Annotated in this window: 17 protein-coding genes; 5 read left to right on the top strand and 12 right to left on the bottom strand. The window is 63.2% G+C overall.

The annotated features are described in order from the left end of the window. The first annotated feature begins 269 nt into the window (after positions 1–269). Together map and VF716_RS14450 are read left to right on the top strand one after the other, a co-directional pair. On the top strand, positions 270–1,052 hold the full coding sequence (gene map / locus VF716_RS14455) for a type I methionyl aminopeptidase (protein ID WP_017244594.1): 783 nt from the start codon (positions 270–272) through the stop codon (positions 1,050–1,052). A 36-nt stretch (positions 1,053–1,088) separates the two neighbouring features. Next, complete coding sequence (locus tag VF716_RS14450; RefSeq protein WP_011912698.1) at positions 1,089–3,791, top strand: [protein-PII] uridylyltransferase; 2,703 nt, start codon at positions 1,089–1,091, stop codon at positions 3,789–3,791. 42 nt (positions 3,792–3,833) lie between these two features. On the opposite strand, the gene VF716_RS14445 is transcribed toward VF716_RS14450, so the two are convergent. The 7 genes from VF716_RS14445 to VF716_RS14415 form a co-directional block, all read right to left on the bottom strand. Beyond that, positions 3,834–4,163, bottom strand: a complete 330-nt coding sequence (locus tag VF716_RS14445; RefSeq protein WP_095461135.1) for a Na+/H+ antiporter subunit G — start codon at positions 4,161–4,163, stop codon at positions 3,834–3,836. 9 nt (positions 4,164–4,172) lie between these two features. Next, a complete protein-coding gene (locus VF716_RS14440) occupies positions 4,173–4,442 on the bottom strand; it encodes a K+/H+ antiporter subunit F (RefSeq protein WP_011912696.1) in 270 nt (89 codons plus the stop codon). Continuing rightward, entirely contained in the window at positions 4,427–4,927 is a 501-nt protein-coding gene (locus tag VF716_RS14435) for a Na+/H+ antiporter subunit E (RefSeq protein WP_125849852.1), read from the bottom strand. The genes VF716_RS14440 and VF716_RS14435 overlap by 16 nt, the downstream gene beginning before the upstream one ends. Continuing rightward, positions 4,924–6,423 (bottom strand): monovalent cation/H+ antiporter subunit D, encoded by a 1,500-nt coding sequence (locus tag VF716_RS14430; RefSeq protein ID WP_125849850.1) that lies wholly within the window; start codon positions 6,421–6,423, stop codon positions 4,924–4,926. Before VF716_RS14430 ends, VF716_RS14435 begins: the two co-directional genes overlap by 4 nt. After that, entirely contained in the window at positions 6,420–6,749 is a 330-nt protein-coding gene (locus VF716_RS14425) for a Na+/H+ antiporter subunit C (RefSeq protein ID WP_011912693.1), read from the bottom strand. The genes VF716_RS14430 and VF716_RS14425 overlap by 4 nt, the downstream gene beginning before the upstream one ends. Further along, entirely contained in the window at positions 6,749–9,541 is a 2,793-nt protein-coding gene (locus VF716_RS14420; protein WP_108241643.1) for a monovalent cation/H+ antiporter subunit A, read from the bottom strand. Before VF716_RS14420 ends, VF716_RS14425 begins: the two co-directional genes overlap by 1 nt. Before the next feature lie 219 nt (positions 9,542–9,760). Next, entirely contained in the window at positions 9,761–10,222 is a 462-nt protein-coding gene (locus VF716_RS14415; RefSeq protein ID WP_011912691.1) for a glycine zipper domain-containing protein, read from the bottom strand. 165 nt (positions 10,223–10,387) lie between these two features. On the opposite strand from VF716_RS14415, the gene VF716_RS14410 reads away from it, so the two are divergent. Beyond that, a complete protein-coding gene (locus VF716_RS14410) occupies positions 10,388–10,624 on the top strand; it encodes a hypothetical protein (protein ID WP_011912690.1) in 237 nt (78 codons plus the stop codon). Positions 10,625–10,799: 175 nt separating this feature from the next. Here the strand turns inward: VF716_RS14410 and pdxH are convergent, their stop codons facing one another. From pdxH to dinG, 4 genes are all read right to left on the bottom strand, one after another. Then, complete coding sequence (gene pdxH / locus VF716_RS14405; RefSeq protein ID WP_011912689.1) at positions 10,800–11,447, bottom strand: pyridoxamine 5'-phosphate oxidase; 648 nt, start codon at positions 11,445–11,447, stop codon at positions 10,800–10,802. Between the two features lie 191 nt (positions 11,448–11,638). Beyond that, positions 11,639–12,268 carry an OmpA family protein gene (locus VF716_RS14400; RefSeq protein ID WP_013982318.1) on the bottom strand — a complete coding sequence of 210 codons (630 nt, stop codon included), beginning with the start codon at positions 12,266–12,268 and terminating at the stop codon, positions 11,639–11,641. A gap of 135 nt (positions 12,269–12,403) precedes the next feature. Then, on the bottom strand, positions 12,404–13,552 hold the full coding sequence (locus VF716_RS14395) for an EstA family serine hydrolase (protein WP_011912687.1): 1,149 nt from the start codon (positions 13,550–13,552) through the stop codon (positions 12,404–12,406). 111 nt (positions 13,553–13,663) lie between these two features. Beyond that, the gene (gene dinG / locus VF716_RS14390; RefSeq protein WP_014596288.1) at positions 13,664–15,808 is read right to left on the bottom strand and encodes an ATP-dependent DNA helicase DinG; all 2,145 of its coding nucleotides are present in this window, start codon (positions 15,806–15,808) and stop codon (positions 13,664–13,666) included. An 86-nt stretch (positions 15,809–15,894) separates the two neighbouring features. Between dinG and VF716_RS14385 the strand changes: the two genes are divergently transcribed. Then, a complete protein-coding gene (locus VF716_RS14385) occupies positions 15,895–16,359 on the top strand; it encodes a CopD family protein (protein ID WP_013982315.1) in 465 nt (154 codons plus the stop codon). A 59-nt stretch (positions 16,360–16,418) separates the two neighbouring features. Here the strand turns inward: VF716_RS14385 and VF716_RS14380 are convergent, their stop codons facing one another. Further along, a complete protein-coding gene (locus VF716_RS14380; RefSeq protein WP_013982314.1) occupies positions 16,419–17,021 on the bottom strand; it encodes an OmpA family protein in 603 nt (200 codons plus the stop codon). A gap of 169 nt (positions 17,022–17,190) precedes the next feature. On the opposite strand from VF716_RS14380, the gene VF716_RS14375 reads away from it, so the two are divergent. Then, entirely contained in the window at positions 17,191–17,691 is a 501-nt protein-coding gene (locus VF716_RS14375) for a DUF6231 family protein (RefSeq protein ID WP_011912683.1), read from the top strand. Position 17,692: the final 1 nt, after the last annotated feature.

Here is a 17,692-nt window from a genome sequence, read left to right as displayed (position 1 = left end):
GTCGGGTTAGGCCTCCACGCGTCCCGATATCCAACTCTTGCGAGCACCCAGGATACCGTGTCGACACGTGTGTGGGGTTAAGCGCGACGGGGTGTCCCCGTCGAGCGGCGCGTTTTATAGCATAAAGGCCATCGACAGGCTACTGCTTTGACCATCCGCCGCATGTTCGGCTGCCGATCGCCCCCTCTCCTGCAGGGCATGGTTGCTTTGGTTTATCATCGCGGCTTTCCGTTTATTGCCTTCGCCTGCCGGCGCACTAAGAGGTTTGCATGACAGTCACCATCAAGACGCCCGAAGATATCGAGAAGATGCGCGTAGCCGGGCGTCTCGCCGCCGAGGTTCTGGAAATGATCGGCGAACACGTCAAGCCGGGCGTGACCACCGAGGAGCTCGACCGCCTGTGCCACGACTACATCGTAAATGTTCAACAGGCGACTCCGGCCCCGCTGAACTACAAGGGCTTCCCCAAGTCGATCTGCACCTCGATCAACCATGTGGTCTGCCACGGTATTCCCAACGACAAGCCGCTCAAAGACGGTGACATTCTCAATATCGACATCACCGTGATCAAGGACGGCTATCACGGCGACACCAGCAAGATGTTCATGGTCGGCAAGGTGCCCGAGTGGGCCGAGCGCCTCTGCCAGGTGACCCAGGAATGCCTATATAAAGGCATCGAACTGGTCCGTCCGGGCGCCCGTCTCGGCGACATCGGCGAAGTCATCCAGAAGCATGCGGAGAAGAACGGCTTCTCTGTGGTGCGCGAGTACTGCGGCCACGGGATCGGCAAGGTGTTCCACGAGGAGCCGCAGGTGCTGCACTACGGCCGTGCCGGCACCGGCATGGAGCTCAAGGAAGGCATGACCTTTACCATCGAACCGATGATCAACCAGGGCCGCCCGGAAACACGCCTGCTTGGCGACGGCTGGACCGCGATCACCAAGGACCGCAAGCTCTCGGCGCAATGGGAGCACACCATCCTGGTCACCGCCGATGGTTACGAGATCTTCACGCTGCGCAGCGACGACACCATCGCCCGCACTTCAGCCTGAGACACCCCGCCGCCGCATTGATGGGAGGACGTTCGCATGCCCCAGGTTGATCCGGAGCTGTTTGACCGCAGCCAGTTCCAGGCGGAGCTCGCACTCAAGGCCAGCCCCATCGCTGCGTACAAGAAGGCCATTCGCCAGGCACGCCAGGTGCTGGACGAACGCTTCAGGGCGGGGCGGGACATTCGCCGCCTAATCGAGGATCGCGCCTGGTTCGTCGATCAGATCCTGCGCTCGGCCTGGAGCCGCTTCGATTGGGACAAGGGCGCCGACATCGCCCTGGTCGCCGTGGGCGGCTATGGGCGCGGCGAACTGCACCCCTATTCCGATATCGACCTGCTGATCCTGCTGGACGAGAACGACCAGGAAATCTTCCGCGAGCCGATCGAGGGCTTCCTCACCCTCCTTTGGGACATCGGCCTGGAGGTCGGCCAGGCTGTACGTTCGGTAGCCGAGTGTGCCGATGAGGCGCGTGCCGACCTCACCGTCATCACCAACCTGATGGAAAGCCGCACGATCGCCGGTCCGGAGCGCCTGCGCCAGGCCATGCTGCAAGTCACCAGTACCCAGCAGATGTGGCCGAGCAAGGAGTTCTTCCTTGCCAAGCGCAACGAGCAGCGCGCTCGCCATGCCAAGTACAACAACACCGAGTACAACCTGGAGCCCAACGTCAAGGGTTCCCCCGGCGGTCTGCGCGACATCCAGACCATCCTCTGGATCGCGCGTCGCGAGTTCGGCACCCTCAACCTGCAGGCCATGGTCGACCAGGGGTTCATTACCGAAGGCGAACATAGTCTGCTGACCGCCGCCCAGGAGTTTCTCTGGAAGGTACGCTATGGCCTGCACATGCTCGCCGGACGGGCCGAGGACCGCCTGCTGTTCGACCACCAGCGCAGCCTTGCCGCCCTGCTCGGTTACGAAGACAGCGATGCCAAGCTGGCCATCGAGCGCTTCATGCAGAAGTACTACCGGGTGGTGATGAGCATTGCCGAGCTCAGCGATCTGGTCGGCCAGCACTTTGCCGAAGTGATCCTCTGGGAAGGCGAATCAGGCCCGATCGTTCCGCTCAACAGCCGCTTCCAGGTACGCGACGGCTATCTGGAAGTCAGCAACCCGGCGATCTTCAAGCGCACGCCGTTCGCCATCCTGGAAACCTTCGTGCTGCTCGCCCAGCATCCGGATATCCAGGGCGTACGCTCCGACACCATCCGCCTGCTGCGCGACCATCGCTACCTGATCGACGACACGTTTCGCCAGGACCTGCGCAACACCAGCCTGTTCATCGAGCTGTTCAAGTGCAAGGAAGGCATCCACCGCAACCTTCGCCGTATGAACCGCTACGGCATCCTCGGACGCTACCTGCCCGAATTCGGCCACATCGTCGGGCAGATGCAACACGACTTGTTCCACATCTATACCGTCGATGCGCACACGCTCAACGTCATCAAGTACCTGCGCAAGCTGACCAAGCCAGGCGTGGCCGAGAAGTATCCGCTGGCCAGCAAACTCGTCGAGAAGCTGCCCAAGCCCGAGCTGATCTACATCGCCGGCCTCTACCACGACATCGCCAAGGGTCGCGGCGGCGACCATTCGGAGCTGGGCGCGGTCGACGCCGAGCAGTTCTGCCGTCGCCACAAGCTGCCGGCGTGGGATACCCGGCTGGTGGTCTGGCTGGTGGAGAACCATCTGGTCATGTCCACCACCGCCCAGCGCAAGGATCTATCCGATCCACAGGTCATCAACGACTTCGCCCAGCGCGTCGGCGACGAGACCCATCTGGATTACCTGTACGTGCTGACCGTGGCGGATATCAACGCCACCAACCCCACGCTATGGAACTCCTGGCGCGCCAGCCTGCTGCGCCAGCTCTATACGGAGACCAAGCGCGCGCTCAAGCGCGGGCTGGAGAATCCGCTGGGCCGTGAGGAGCAGATTCGCCAGACCCAGCGCGCCGCCCTCGACGATCTGGTGCGCCATGGCACCGACCCGGATGATGCCGAGCAGCTCTGGGCGCAGCTGGGTGACGACTATTTCCTGCGCCACACCGCCACCGATGTCGCCTGGCACACCGATGCGATCATCGAGCACCCGGCCAATGGCGGCCCGCTGGTCCTGATCAAGGAAACCACGCAGCGCGAGTTCGAAGGCGGCACGCAGATCTTCATCTATGCGCCGGACCAGCACGATTTCTTTGCGGTAACCGTGGCGGCGATGGATCAGCTCAACCTGAACATCCATGACGCCCGCATCCTCACCTCGAGCAGCCAGTTCACCCTGGACACCTACATCGTGCTGGAAGCCGACGGCAGCCCCATCGGCAACAACCCGGAGCGCATCGAGGAAATCCGCAGCGGACTGATCGCCGCGCTGCGCAATCCGGACGACTACCTGACCATCATCCAGCGCCGTGTACCGCGCCAGCTCAAGCACTTCGCCTTCCCACCGCAGGTCACCATTCACAACGACACGCAGCGCCCGCAGACCATTCTCGAGATCATCGCGCCCGACCGTCCCGGGCTTCTGGCGCGGGTCGGGCAGCTGTTCCTGGATTTCGACCTGTCGGTGCAGAACGCGAAGATCGCCACGCTTGGCGAACGGGTGGAAGACGTGTTCTTCGTGACCGACGCCGACAACCAGCCGCTTTCGGACCCGCAACTCTGCCTGCGCCTGCAACAGGCGATCATCAAGGAGCTGCAGCAGGAAAACGAGCAGCAGCCTTCGCCGAGCAGCATCGTCATCTGAACGGCGGCTGACCGCGCCATGGCGCGCGGTCAGCTGCGGGCATCAATCCCAGGGTTTGCCGCGGGTCTGCTCCACTGCGGGCAGTTTCTGCTGCATGGCAGCCTTGGCCAGCATGTGCGCGCTGACGGGAGCCGTGAGGAAGAGAAACAGCGTGATCAGCAGTTCATGCAGGCTCAGTCCGCCATTGCGGCTGCTGAAGAACAGCATCGAGGCGATGACGATGCCGCCCACACCAAGCGTGGTCGCCTTGGTCGGCCCGTGCAGACGCGTGTAGAAATCCGGCAGACGGTACAGCCCGATGGCTCCGATCAGCGCGAACAGGCTGCCGATGATGAGGAACACGCTGACCAGCGCTTCAATCCAGAATGGCATATCGCCTCCTCAGTCGATGATGTCGCCGTGCAGCATATGCTTGCCGACTGCCACGGTACTGACGAAGCCCATCACCGCGATCAGCAGCGCCGCCTCGAAGAACAGGTCCGATGCCAGCCAGATGCCGAACAGCACGATAAGAGCCAGCGCGTTGATATACAGCGTGTCGAGCGCGAGCACCCGATCAGGCATGTCCGGCCCCTGGATCAGGCGAACGACGTTCAGCACGGCGGCTATTCCAAGCACGGCCATGCAGAGCGGAATCACGTAGGCGAGCATTCGAATATCTCCAGCAGTGGCGCTTCGTAATTGCGTTTGACGTCACTGATCAACGCATCGACATCCGGCACGTCCAGCGCATGGACCATGAGCACGCGGCGATCCGGGCTGAGGCAGGCCGATACCGTTCCGGGCGTCAGCGAAATGATGCTGGTGAGTGTCGCCAGCGCGAATTCGTTGCCGATCGCCATGGGCACCTCGACAAACGCCGGGCGCAGCTTCTCTTTCGGCCCCAACACCAGCTTGGCGACCTGCACATTCGCCACGACGATGTCGTAGAGCACCTTGAGGGTGAACAGGCACAGCTTCAGCGGTTTGCGTATCGGCGGTACCTCGATGAGGAAGCCCCGCACCAGTAGCGGAATCCCCCAGCCCAGGAACAGACCGAGCAGGACATGGCCGAAGCTCAGCGTGTTATGCAGCAGCAGCCAGAGCAGTGCGAGGAAAATCGTCAGCGCGGGGCTGGGTAGCCAGCGAGCCTTCATTGCACACCTCCCTGGATGATTTGCAGATAGGGTGCAACATCGAGCAGTTGCGCAGCCGTGGCCTGCACGAACGCCTGCAGCGGCGCGGCGATGGCGACCAGCACCACGCTACCCAGCAGAAGACCGAGCGTGGCGATGACGCGAACCGGGTCGGCCGCCTGCCCTACCGCCTCTGACGCCGGGCGCCAGAACACGAGACTGCCGGCGCGGCTCAGGGCGATCAGCATGCCCAGCCCGCCGACCAGTACAACCGCCCAGAGCGCCACCGCATCGGGGCCTACGTCGATGGCACGCAACAGCATCACCTTGCCGAGGAAGCCCGAGAACGGCGGCAAGCCGGCCACCGAGATCGCGCCCATGAAGAACAGTGAGCCGAGCAGCAGCGGCTGCCGCAGTGCCGGAGCGGAAATCAGATCGGTGCCCAGGTCTCCGCGCTGGCGAGCGATCAGATCGGCCAACAAAAACAGCCCGCCGGCAATCAGGGTGCTATGCACCAGATAGTACAGTGCCGCGGCAAGCCCCACGTCGGTGCCCAGCGCCACGCCGGCCAGCAGGGTACCGACCGAGACCACCACCAGATAGGCGAGCAGCACCTGCAGGTTGCGCGCCGCCAGCGCACCGATCACGGCCGCGCCGAGCGTCAGCAGCGCCAACGGCCAGAGCCAGTCCTCGACCATGTTGCTCAGTGTTCCCGCCTCGCTGCCGAACACCAGCGTGAACACCCGGACGATGGCGTACAGGCCGACCTTGGTCATGATTGCGAACAAGGCAGCGACCGGGGCCGTAGCCGATGCATAGGCCCGCGGCAGCCAGAAATACAGCGGCAGGATCGCCCCCTTGAGGGCGAACACCACCAGAAGCAGATAGCCGGCCGCAGCGAGCAAGGGCGCGTCCGCCGGATCGACAGCACTGACGCGACCCGCCAGATCGGCCATGTTCAGGGTGCCCAGCAGGCCGTAGAGCATGCTTACGCCGATCAGGAACAGCGACGAGCCGAGCAGATTCAGCACCACATAGTGCATGCCCGAACGAACCCGGCGCTGGCCGTGCCCGTGCAACAGCAAGGCATAGGACGAAATCAGCAGGATCTCGAAGAAAACGAACAGGTTGAACAGGTCGCCGGTAAGGAAGGCACCGTTGATGCCGAGCAACTGGAACTGATAGAGCGCATGGAAATTCGGCCCACGCTCGTCGTCGCCCCGGCAGGCGTACAGCACGGCAAAGCCCGCCAGCACCGCAGTGACCAGCAGCATCAGCGCGCTTAGACGGTCGAGCATAAGGATGATGCCGAACGGCGCCTGCCAGTTGCCCAGCGCATAGACGCGCAGCTGTCCGTCGTCGGCCAGCAGCAGCAGCCAGATCGCGATGGGTACCAGCGCCCATGTCGCCGCCAAGGAGAGAATTCGTTTGGCCGGCTTGCCCATGCGGTGGCACAGCAGCAACAGCGCGCCAACGAACAACGGAACCAGCAGCGGGAGGATCAGCGCATGATTCATTTGCGGGGCTCCTGCCCATCGACATGGTCGGTACGTACTTCGCCGATGCTGCGCAGCGACAGCACCACGACGAAGGCCGTCATGGCGAAGCCGATGACGATGGCCGTGAGGACCAATGCCTGAGGCAGCGGATCACCGTACTCGGCACTTTTGCCGATGACGGCCGGAACCCCGGTAGCCAGGCGCCCCATGGAAAAGATGAACAGGTTGACGGCGTAGGAAATCAGCGTCAGCCCCATGACCACTGGAAATATCCGGGCGCGCAGGAGCAGGTAGACACCGCTTGCCGTCATGATTCCGAGCGTGATCGCGAATACCGCTTCCATCACACCACCTCCCTGTTGGAATCGTCCTGCCTGACTTGGCCGATATTGGAAAGAATCAGCAACGTCGCGCCCACAACCACCAGATAAACCCCCAGATCGAACAGCATTGCAGTGGCCAACTCGAATTCGCCAATGAGCGGCAGATGGAAATGATCGAACGCGGAGGTCAGGAACGGGTAGCCCAGCAGCAGACTGCCCAGGCCGGTTGCTCCGGCAATGAGCAGGCCGGCGCCGCACAGCGAGTGGTAGCTGAGCGGCTGCCGCGCCTGGGCCCAGCTCACACCATGGGCGATGTACTGCAGGATCAGCGCGACGGCGGTAATCAGGCCGGCGATGAAACCGCCGCCCGGCAGGTTGTGTCCGCGCAGGAAGATGAATGCGGAAATCAGCAGCGCCATCGGTAGCAACGCGCGCGCCAGTGCGTCCAGCACCATCGGATGCTTGTCCAGTGACCACAACCGTCCGCCGCCGTCCCGGATCGGATGTGGCAGGCGCAGGCCGCTGAGCAGGCTGTAGATGCCGACCCCGGCAATGGCCAGCACGGCGATCTCACCCAGGGTATCGAAGCCGCGGAAGTCGACCAGGATCACGTTGACCACGTTCGTGCCGCCCCCGCCGGAGACGCTGTTCTCGAGGAAGTAGGAAGCGATGCTGTCGTAGGGGCGCGTCAGCACCGTATATGCGAGCAGCGCCACCATGGTGCCGCAGCCAGCGGCCAGGACGAAATCACGGAACGCCCGCAGGCTGCTGGATTCAGCCGGCGTACGATCGGGCATGAAGAACAGCGCGAGAATCAGCAGGATGATGGTCACCACTTCCACTGACAGCTGCGTCAACGCGAGGTCCGGCGCCGAGTAGCGGGCAAAGCCCAGGGCGACCATGAGCCCGACCACGCTGAGCACCATCAACGCCACCAATCGCTGACGGTGGAACAGCACGGTGAGCAGCGACGTGAGCGCGAGAATCACCATGCCCAGCACCGTGATCGCGTCGAGCGGCGTCAGGGCCACCGGACCATGCAGCGTTTGCAGCGGCGTCAGCGCATACACCACCAGCACCAGGGTGCTGATGAGCATGAGCGCGACATAGCGCTGCAGCGAACCATTATCCAGCAGGCAGGTTAGATGACGTGCGCCCAGCGTCAGCCCACCCATCACCCGCTCGAACACTTCCAGCGAATCGACCGTTGGCAGGCCCTCATACCAGCGGAAAGCCCACTTGCGCAGGGAGTAGATCAGGATGCCGCCGATCAGTGCCGCGAAGCTCATGGCCAGCGGCAGGTTGAAGCCGTGCCAGATCGACAGGCTGTACTCGGGCACGTTGCCGTTCAGCGTCCCGGACACCGCGGCGGCGAGCAGCGGACCTACGGTGAATGCGGGCAGCATGCCGACCAGCAGGCAGAGCAGCACGAGGATCTCCACCGGGATCTTCATGTAGCGAGCCGGCTCGTGCGGCGGATACTTCGGCAGGTCTACCGGCTCGCCGTTGAAGAACACGTCATGCACGAAACGCAGCGAATAGGCGACCGAGAACGCACCAGCCAGCGTGGCCGCAGCGGGAATCGTCCAGTAGAAGCTGCCCAGCAGGTGCTGATCGAGGGTCTCGGCGAAGAACATTTCCTTGCTGAGGAAGCCGTTGAGCAGCGGCACACCGGCCATGGCCAGGGACGCGACCATGGCCAGCGCCGCCGTATGCGGCATGTACTTCCACATGCCATTGATACGCCGCATGTCCCGGGTGCCGGTCTCGTGATCGATGATGCCGGCGGCCATGAACAGCGATGCCTTGAAGGTCGCGTGGTTGATGATGTGGAAGATCGCTGCGACGGCGGCCAGACGCGAGTCCAGGCCGAACAACAGGGTGATCAGACCCAGGTGGCTGATGGTCGAATAGGCCAGCAGTCCCTTGAGATCGTGCTGGAACAGCGCCATGACGGCACCCAGCAACAGCGTGGCCAGGCCAGTCATGCTGACCAGGTAGAACCACCACTCCGATTCGGCCAGGGCCGGATACAGACGGGCAAGGAGGAAGACCCCGGCCTTGACCATGGTCGCCGAATGCAGGAACGCCGATACCGGCGTCGGCGCAGCCATGGCCTGGGGCAACCAGAAATGGAACGGAAACTGAGCGGACTTGGTGAACACGCCCAGCAGTATCAGGATCAGCGTCAGCGGGTACAGCGCATTGGCACGGATCAGATCGCCTGATGCCAGCACGGTCGACAGCTCGAAGCTTCCGACGATGTAGCCGATCAGCAGGATGCCGGCGAGCAGCGCCAGCCCTCCGCCACCAGTCACCGCCAGTGCCATGCGCGCGCCCTGACGAGCATCGGCCCGATGGTTCCAGTAGCCGATCAGGAGGAATGACGACAGGCTCGTCAGCTCCCAGAACATCAGCATCAGCAGCAGGTTTTCGGACAGTACCACGCCGAGCATCGCGCCCATGAAGAGCAGGAAGAACCCGTAGAAGCGCCCCATGGGATCTTTCTTCGACAGGTAATAGCGCGCGTAGAGGATTACCAGCAACCCGATGCCGAGAATCAGCAGGGCGAACAGAAAGCCCAGCCCGTCCAGCCGCAGGCTGAGGTTCAGGCCCAGCTGCGGCAACCAGGTGTAATGGATGATCTCGGTTTGGCCGGAAAAGACATCGGCCCGTTTGGTCAGCAACAGAACCAGTGCTGCCAGTGGCGCCAGACCTGCACCGAAGGCACAGGCGGAACGACCGAAACGCTCCAGAAGCAGGGGCAGGAAGATGCCCAGAAATGGCAAAGCGATAATCAGCGCAAGCGCCATGAACGAGACCCCTTAAGCCATCAGTCCGGATGGCATTCTTATCCTTGCAGGCACGGCAACTGCCTGAAACGGCACACAAATGTGTGCCCGATTATCCATACGGATGATGCCGACGTCATGGACTCATGTATTTCGAAAAACAAAAGGCGCCGCCTCCGTCCCGTTTATCGGAACGGAAGACAGCGCCCCGGCTTCAGCTGTGGGCGATGTTCGGCGCGCTCAAGGGGCCACGCGGCTGGTGCCACTGACAGTGAGGATGCGCACCCGCTGACCGACGCGGAATACCTGATTCGGCTCAACGGCCTGAACATAGGCGCGCATGTTGCCGTCATCCTCGCGCACGGTAATCTCCACGCCCTGGGTGCGGGTGATCCCCTCCTCGGCCGCAGCGCCGAGCATACCGCCAGCGACCGCACCGATTACCGCGGCGACCGCACTGCCGCGCCCACCGCCGACACCACTGCCGGCCACGCCGCCGACCACGGCACCTGCGCCTGAACCGATCGGCGTCTTGGTTCCCTCGATCTTCACGGGCCGCAGCGATTCGATTGTGCCGTAGCGTACGGTCTGAACAGCACGCGCCTCGTCCCGGGAATAGGTATCGCCGGTAAGGCTCGAGGCGCAGCCGCCCAGAGTCAGCGCCAAGGCGGTAAAGGACGCGACAACGATGGATTTACGCATTGAAAGTCTCCTGCAGACTGCTGTTTCGTTCCCGGGGGATGGCTTAGGTGGCAGCGACGAAAAGGCACTTGGCAACTTCACCGCCCTGACTCAGCATTCGCCATCTTCCAAGCATACCTATGCGAGTCGAACCTGGCGTATCAGGTTCCTTCAACGAGATGAACCATGGATTACTTCATCATAGCCATCACTACTGTGGCTGGCCTGGCTTTTCACGCCTGGCTGATCATTCGCTTCCGCCGCTGGGCCGATCGCGATCTGGCATTGTCGATTGCCGGAAGCGACCCCGACCGGCGCGCCTGGATGCTGCAACGCCTGGCCGACGCGAAAAACCAGAAGGTCAAGCGGCGCGACCTGCAAGGTTGGCTCGAGCAACAGGCCCAACGCTACCCCGACGCTTGAGCGCGGCCACGCGGCGGTTACCATCCGCCGAGCCCGGCCAGCCTGCCATATCGCACCGGATAAAAGGTGATTTTCCGAGCCCGCCCGTTTGCCGGATGGTTACGGCAAATTACCAACCCACTCACCGTCGTGCCGCTAGCCGCTGGGAGTGAGCGGCACGAATGCAGCGACCGAATCAGGGCGCCAGGCGCTCGCGCTGCCAGCCATTGGCGACCAGGCGATAGTCGAGTCGGTCGTGCAGGCGGCTCGGCCGCCCCTGCCAGAACTCGATGCGCTCCGGCAGCAGCCGGTAGCCGCCCCAGTGCGGAGGACAATGGGGCGCCTTATCGAGGAAGCGCTGCTCGGTCTCGGCCAGCAGCCGCTCCAGCTCAGCGCGATCGCGAATCACCTGACTCTGCGGTGATGCCCAGGCTCCGAGCCGACTGCCCAGCGGGCGCACCTGGAAATAGGCATCCGATTCCTCTGCCGTCACCTTCTCGACGCGCCCCTCGATACGGACCTGTCGTTCCAGCGTCGGCCAGAAGAACGTCATGGCGGCATAGGGCGACGCGTCCAGCTGCTGCCCCTTGGCGCTGTCGTAGTTGGTGAAGAACGTAAAACCGCGGTCGTCCAGCGCCTTGAGCAGCAGGATGCGGCAATGGGGCCGACCGTCGGCGTCGACGGTTGCCAGAGACATGGCATTGGGTTCGACGGGCGCCTGCTCGGTCTGAGTTGCCTCGGTGAACCACTGACGGAACAGACCGAACGGGTCGTCGGGCGCGTTGGCCTCGCTGAGTCCGTCACGGGTGTAATCGCGGCGCATATCGGCCAGGGTCTGGATCATCGCGTGGCTCCTTCATCGAATAGGCAGGCTTTCAGCGTATCAGGGCGCAGGATCGGGCGACGACCATGAACCGAGCCGGCCTGCCGAAAAAGCTTATCCGCGTTTGCCCGTCACGCCTTGACTCAAGGCAACCAGCCACAACGAAAACAGGCCCGCATGCGGGCCTGTTGCAGTCGAACTCGATCCAGCCCCTACTTGGCGACCTCGGCCTGGGCTACCTGGGTAGCAGGCTCTGCCGGCCGCTCGTACTTGGCGATAAGTGCCAGCATCGTGGTCTGCGGCGCCAGCACCATCTCCACACGACGATTCATCGCCCGGCCTTCCTTGCTGTCATTGGCCGCGCGCGGCATGTCGGAGCCCAGCCCACGAATACGCAGGCGGTCGTGCTTGAAGCCACTGAGGCGGAAGATCGCCGCGACCGCGCTGGCGCGCTCACGGCTGATGGTGCGATTGACGTCGTCCGCACCGGTGCTGTCGGCATGCCCGAGGATGACGACCGCCGTCTTCTCATCCTTCTCGACCAGCTTCGCAACGCGGGTGATCGGGCCGAGGGTCACCGGCAACAGCATGCCGGGACGATCGGGATTGAACGAGGAATCCACTGGTGCCGTGACCACCAGCACGTTATCGCGGCGCTCGACTTCGAAACGGCTGTCCACCAGCGCATCGCGCAGCTTCGGTTCATATTCGTCAAGCCAGGCGTAATCCACCTTCGGCGCAACCGGAGCCGCTGCCTCACTGGGTTTCTTCTCGCCCTTCGAGCTACAGCCGGCGATGACGATCATGCAGAGAATCAGGGAGGCGCTCTTCAGCAGGTTCATGAGCAAAATTTCCGTGCACCAGACGCGTTTCTTGGACGGACATCGAAGATGAGATGCCACTATTGAGTTTGATTCGAAATTGTGGACGCAAGTCCTTCTTTTGAAAAGTCCGGCCGCTTTGAAGTGACGAGTGGTTCAATGCAGGCAGGCGGCCACGCAGCGAGCCAGCGATTGCGCTCTCGGGTCCATCAGCACATAGGGCCCGAGAGTATTGGTGACGAAGCCGAACCCCAGTTCACGCTCCGGATCGGCGAAGCCAATGCAGCCACCCGCACCTGGATGGCCGAACGCGCGCGGCCCCATGGCGAACGTCGCATTGGCAACGTCAGGCTGATCGAGCCAGCAACCCAGGCCGAAGCGCGTCGAGGCCAACAGCGTACGGTCCTCGCCAGCGCTGTGCTCATGGGTCATCTCACGCAGGACCGCCTCATCGAGCAGCCTGCCCTGAAGCAAACCGGTATACAAGCCGGCCAGCGAGCGCGCGTTGCCGTGGCCGTTGGCCGCCGGCTGCGCCATGCGTCGCCATTCCGGCTTGTTGCCGCTGCTCATGATGGATGGCGGATTGTTGAAAGCGCAGGCGCTGATGGATGCAGGATCACTCATCAGCGCCTTCAACAGACGCTGGGCGCAGGCGTCGCCGAAGTCGTTCTTGGTCCTGGTCAGGTAAGCGACGCGATCGGCCTGGCTGTCGTCCAGGCCAACATGGAAGTCCAGCCCCAGGGGCGCCGCGGTGCGACGAACGATCGACTCGCCCGCTCCGCAGCCATCGACACGACGCAGCAGCTCCCCGACCAGCCAGCCGTAGGTCATGGCGGCGTAACCCTGGTCGGTACCCGGTGCCCACCAGGGCTGCTCGGCGGCCAGCGCGTCGGTCATGCAGGTCCAGTCGTAGAGCGCCTCGGGCGCCAGCGGCCGGCGAATGGCCGGCAGCCCGGCGCGATGACAAAGCAGCTGGCGCAAGGTTATCGATTCCTTGCCGTTGGCCGCGAATTCCGGCCAGACCCGCGCGACCGGGGCATCCAGTTCCAGCTTGCCCTCCTCGACCAGCTGCAGCGCGGCCACCGCGGTAAAGGTCTTGGTGCAGGAAAACAGGTTGACCAGCGTGTCGCTGTGCCAGGCCTGCTCGCCCTGGTTGTCGGCGACGCCAGCCCACAGATCGACCACCGTCTCGCCGCCGATCTGCACACAGAGTGCGGCGCCGCGTTGCTGGGTGCCGTCGAACAATGCGGCAAACGCATCGCGAACCGCTTCGAAGCGAAGATCGAAATAACCCTGAACCTGCACGTCGCTACCCCTCATGTTTGATTGCGGGTGATTCTTGCAAGCGCGGCCCGGCAAGGGAACCGGCAGCCAATGCCGTGATGGACAGCTATCGCAGCCCGTGATCCGGCCCGATCAGCCGATGTGCCGCCTGAATGGCGGCAGGGCATTGAGAATCGCCTTGCCGTAGCGCTGCGTCACCACTCGCCGATCGAGCAACGTGATGGTCCCGCGGTCCTGTTCGGTCCGCAACAGACGCCCGCACGCCTGGACCAGCCGCAGCGAAGCGTCCGGCACAGCGATCTCCATGAACGGATTGCCGCCGCGGGCCTCGATCCACTCCGCCAATGCCGCCTCGACCGGATCGTCCGGCACGGCAAACGGAATCTTGGCGATGACCACGTGTTCGCAATAGGCCCCAGGCAGGTCGACGCCTTCGGCGAAGCTGGCCAGGCCGAACAGCACACTGGGTTCGCCCTCGTCCACGCGCGCCTTGTGCTTGTTCAGCGTTTCCTGCTTGGACAGATTGCCCTGAATCAGCACGCGTCGGCGCCAGTCCCGCTCCAGCCCATCGAAGACGTCCTGCATCTGCCGGCGCGACGAAAACAGCACCAGCGTTCCACGGGCGCCTTCCACCAGCTTCGGCAGCTCGCGGACGATGGCGGCGGTGTGCGCCGGCGCATCACGAGGGTCAGCCTGCAGATCCGGCACCCTGAGCTCGCCGGCATCGGCATGATGAAAGGGGCTCGGCACCACGGCAGTGACCGCCGCCTTGGGCAGGCCGGCACGCATCCGGTAACGATCGAAGCTGTTCAACGCCGTGAGCGTAGCTGAGGTTACCAGGGCGCCGAAGGCGACATTCCAGAGGTTGCGCCGCAACGTTTCAGCAGCCAGGATCGGACTGGCATTGACCTCGATATCGAACAGCGCGCCGCCTTCGGCCAGCGTCAACCAGCGTGCCATCGGCGGGCTGTCTTCCGGATCCTCGACGGTGAAGGCCGTCCACAGGTCCCAGTTGCCCTGCGAGCGCGTCAGCAGGCTGCCGAACAGGGGATACCACTCCTCCGCCTGGTGGCTGGCGATGCCGCTGCCGGTCTCGCCGTCCATTGCCTCCTTGAGCAGTTCGGCGATGCGGGTGAAGAGATCGGTCAGCTTGGCAAAACCTTTCTTCAGTTCAGTGCCAAGCTCGACCAGATGCCCTGGCACGACGCCACCGACGAAACGATGTCGCGGCCGCTCACGCCCTTCCATGTCCTCCCCGGCCTTGAAATCCGCGACCTGCTCGCAGGCGCTGAACATGAACTGTTGCTGGGTACGCAGCTCTCGGGCGATCTCCGGAATGCCTTCGACCAGGCGCCCCAGCTCACCCGGTAGCGGATGCTGGGCCAGCAGCTTGGTCAGGTTCTTTTCCACCTGCGCCAACCAGTCCGCCGTCGAGCGCAGCCGTGTGAAATGTGCGAAGTGGCCAATGGCCTTGTCGGGCAGATGATGCCCCTCATCGAACACATAAATGGTGTCACGCGGGTCGGGCAGTACGGCCCCACCGCCGAGCGCGAGGTCGGCCAGCACCATGTCATGGTTGGTGACGATGACATCCACCTTGGTCATGCCTTCCCGCGCCTTGTAGAAGGCACATTGCTGGAAGTTGGGGCAATGTCGTCCGGTGCACTGGCTGTGATCAGTGGTCAGCTGTCCCCAGTCCGCATCGCCCAGCTCTTCCGGCCAGCTGTCCCGATCGCCATCCCAGCGATTGCCGGCCAGTTTTTCGATCATGCTGGTGAACAGCTTCTGGCTGCGCTCGTCGACCTCGATGCGAAAGCCTTCCTCTTCGAACAACTGCGCGGTGGCGCTCTGTGCCTGACCTTCCTGCAGCAGCATGTCCAGCTTGGACAAGCACAGGTAACGCCCCCGGCCCTTGGCCAGGGCGAAACTGAAGCTGAGCCCGCTGTTGCGCATCAGATCAGGCAGATCCTTGTGCACGATCTGCTCCTGCAGCGCGACGGTCGCGGTGGCAATCACCAGCCGCTTGCCGGCAGCCTTGGCCGTGGGGATCGCGGCCAGGCTGTAGGCGACGGTCTTGCCGGTGCCGGTACCCGCCTCGACGGCAACGACAGCCGGCTCGCTGCTACGACGACCTTCATCGTCGACCTTGACCGTGCCCAGCACCTTGGCGACTTCGGCGATCATCAGGCGCTGGCCATAGCGGGCCTTGAGCCCCTTGGCTTCGAGAAAACGGGTATAGGCGCCCTGGATCTGGGACTTGAGTTCGGTGCTGAGCATGGGCGCGGAGCTGTATATATTTTCAGTACTTCGATCGGGCGGCTATGATAGCGCGCGTTCGCCCAACCGCCACCGGAGATTTGCCCATGACACCTTTTGCCTTGCTTTACGCACTGCACGTACTCGCCGCAACGGTGTGGGTCGGCGGCATGTTCTTCGCCTGGATGGTCCTGCGACCAGCGGCCGTGGCGATGCTGCAGGCGCCGGAGCGGCTGCGGCTGTGGACCGATGTACTCCGCCGCTTCTTCGTCTGGGTATGGGTAGCGGTGCTGGTGCTGCCGATCAGCGGAATCGGTATGTGGCACATGCGATTCGGCGCGCTGGAAAGCGCGCCTCGCTATGTGCACATCATGGCGGGGCTGTATCTGGTGATGCTGGCGCTGTTCCTGCGTATCCAGCTGCTGCAGTTACCCTCGCTCAAAAGGGCCGTCGAGGCCGAGCAATGGCCAGCAGGCGGCGCAGTGCTGGGGCAGATTCGCCGGCTGGTGGGAATCAACCTGATTCTGGGCCTGCTGGTGGTCGCACTGGCCAGCGCCCGCCCCCTGTTCTGACTCGCCCCCAAAAAAAAGCCGGGCGCAAGGCCCGGCTGGATCAGTACTCAGCTGATTGATCAGGGACGCGCTTCGACCTCGGCTTCCACGCGACGGTTGATCGCGCGACCTTCCTCGGTGGAGTTGTCGGCGACCGGGCGAGACTCGCCATAACCGACGGCGTTCACGCGATTGCCCTCGACACCCAGTTCATCCACCAGCACTCTGCGAACGGCGTTGGCACGACGCTCGGAAAGGCGCTGGTTGTAGGCGTCGGTGCCGACCGAGTCGGTGTGGCCTTCCAGTACGGTGGTGGTCTGGCGATATTCTTTCATGAAATCGGCCAGGTTCTGGATGTCGCTGTAGCTGTCCTGCTTGACCACGTCGCGGTCGAAGTCGAACTTGACGTCCAGTTCGACGCGCACCGGCGCGGCAGCCGGTTCCGGCTCAGGCTGGGTCTGGGGCATCGGCTCGACCGTTTCCACGACCGCGACGGTTTCCTCTTCCATGCCGTTGGCCCAACAATAGGCCGCCGCGACGCCACCACCGATCAGCGCACCCCAACCGGCGTAGGTGCTGCTTTCGATGGCCCCCAGCGCGGCACCAGTCACGCCACCTACAGCCGCACAGGTCGGCCAGTCCTGCTTCTGCACGCCTGCACAACCGGCCAGGAACGTGGTCATGACAATAACGGGTACTGCTGTCCGTAATGTACTCATCGATCAAAACCTCCAGTATGGACATTCAGCCAGAAACGCCACGCATGGGAATCCGGGCGGCTCCGGTTACTTTTCAGACTAGGCCGACAAACGGCACCGCGCTAGTCTTCACCTTTGAAACGAGGATTCTCTGTTGAGCGAAAACCCTGTACCGCTGCATACGCCGCAGCAAGCGCTTGCGGCAATGCTCGACCATTACGCCCCAACACGCGTGCTGCTCGTGGGGCGCAGCGATCAACCTGCTCTGGCTGCCTACGCCGAATGCCACCCGGAGTGTCAGCTCGATCGCGCCGATCCCGCACCGCTGCCTGACGATCTGGCGAACCAGCGCTACGACCTGGCCATATTCGTCGACTGCCTCGAGCATCTGCCCAAGCGCAACGGCCTGGAGCTGCTCGGCAGCATCCGCAATCTGAATACCAGCCGGATGGCGGTACTCGTCGATCTCGATGCATGCGAATGGCTGACTACGGACTTCTATGCACTGGCACTGCAGGTCAGCGAACGCTTCCAGCGCGACGGACAGACCTTGACGCTCTTCACTTACGACCTGCTGCAATACAAGCAGGTTCCGGACTGGCTCAATGCCAGGTTCTGGGCCAATCCTGAAATGTTCGGCAAGTACTGGTGGTGAC

The sequence above is a fragment of the Stutzerimonas sp. Brlt_14 genome, assembly GCF_051948915.1.
Lineage (GTDB): Bacteria > Pseudomonadota > Gammaproteobacteria > Pseudomonadales > Pseudomonadaceae > Stutzerimonas > Stutzerimonas stutzeri.
Note: the sequence above shows the minus strand (reverse complement) of the source record. Positions and strands in the feature narration are given on the sequence as shown.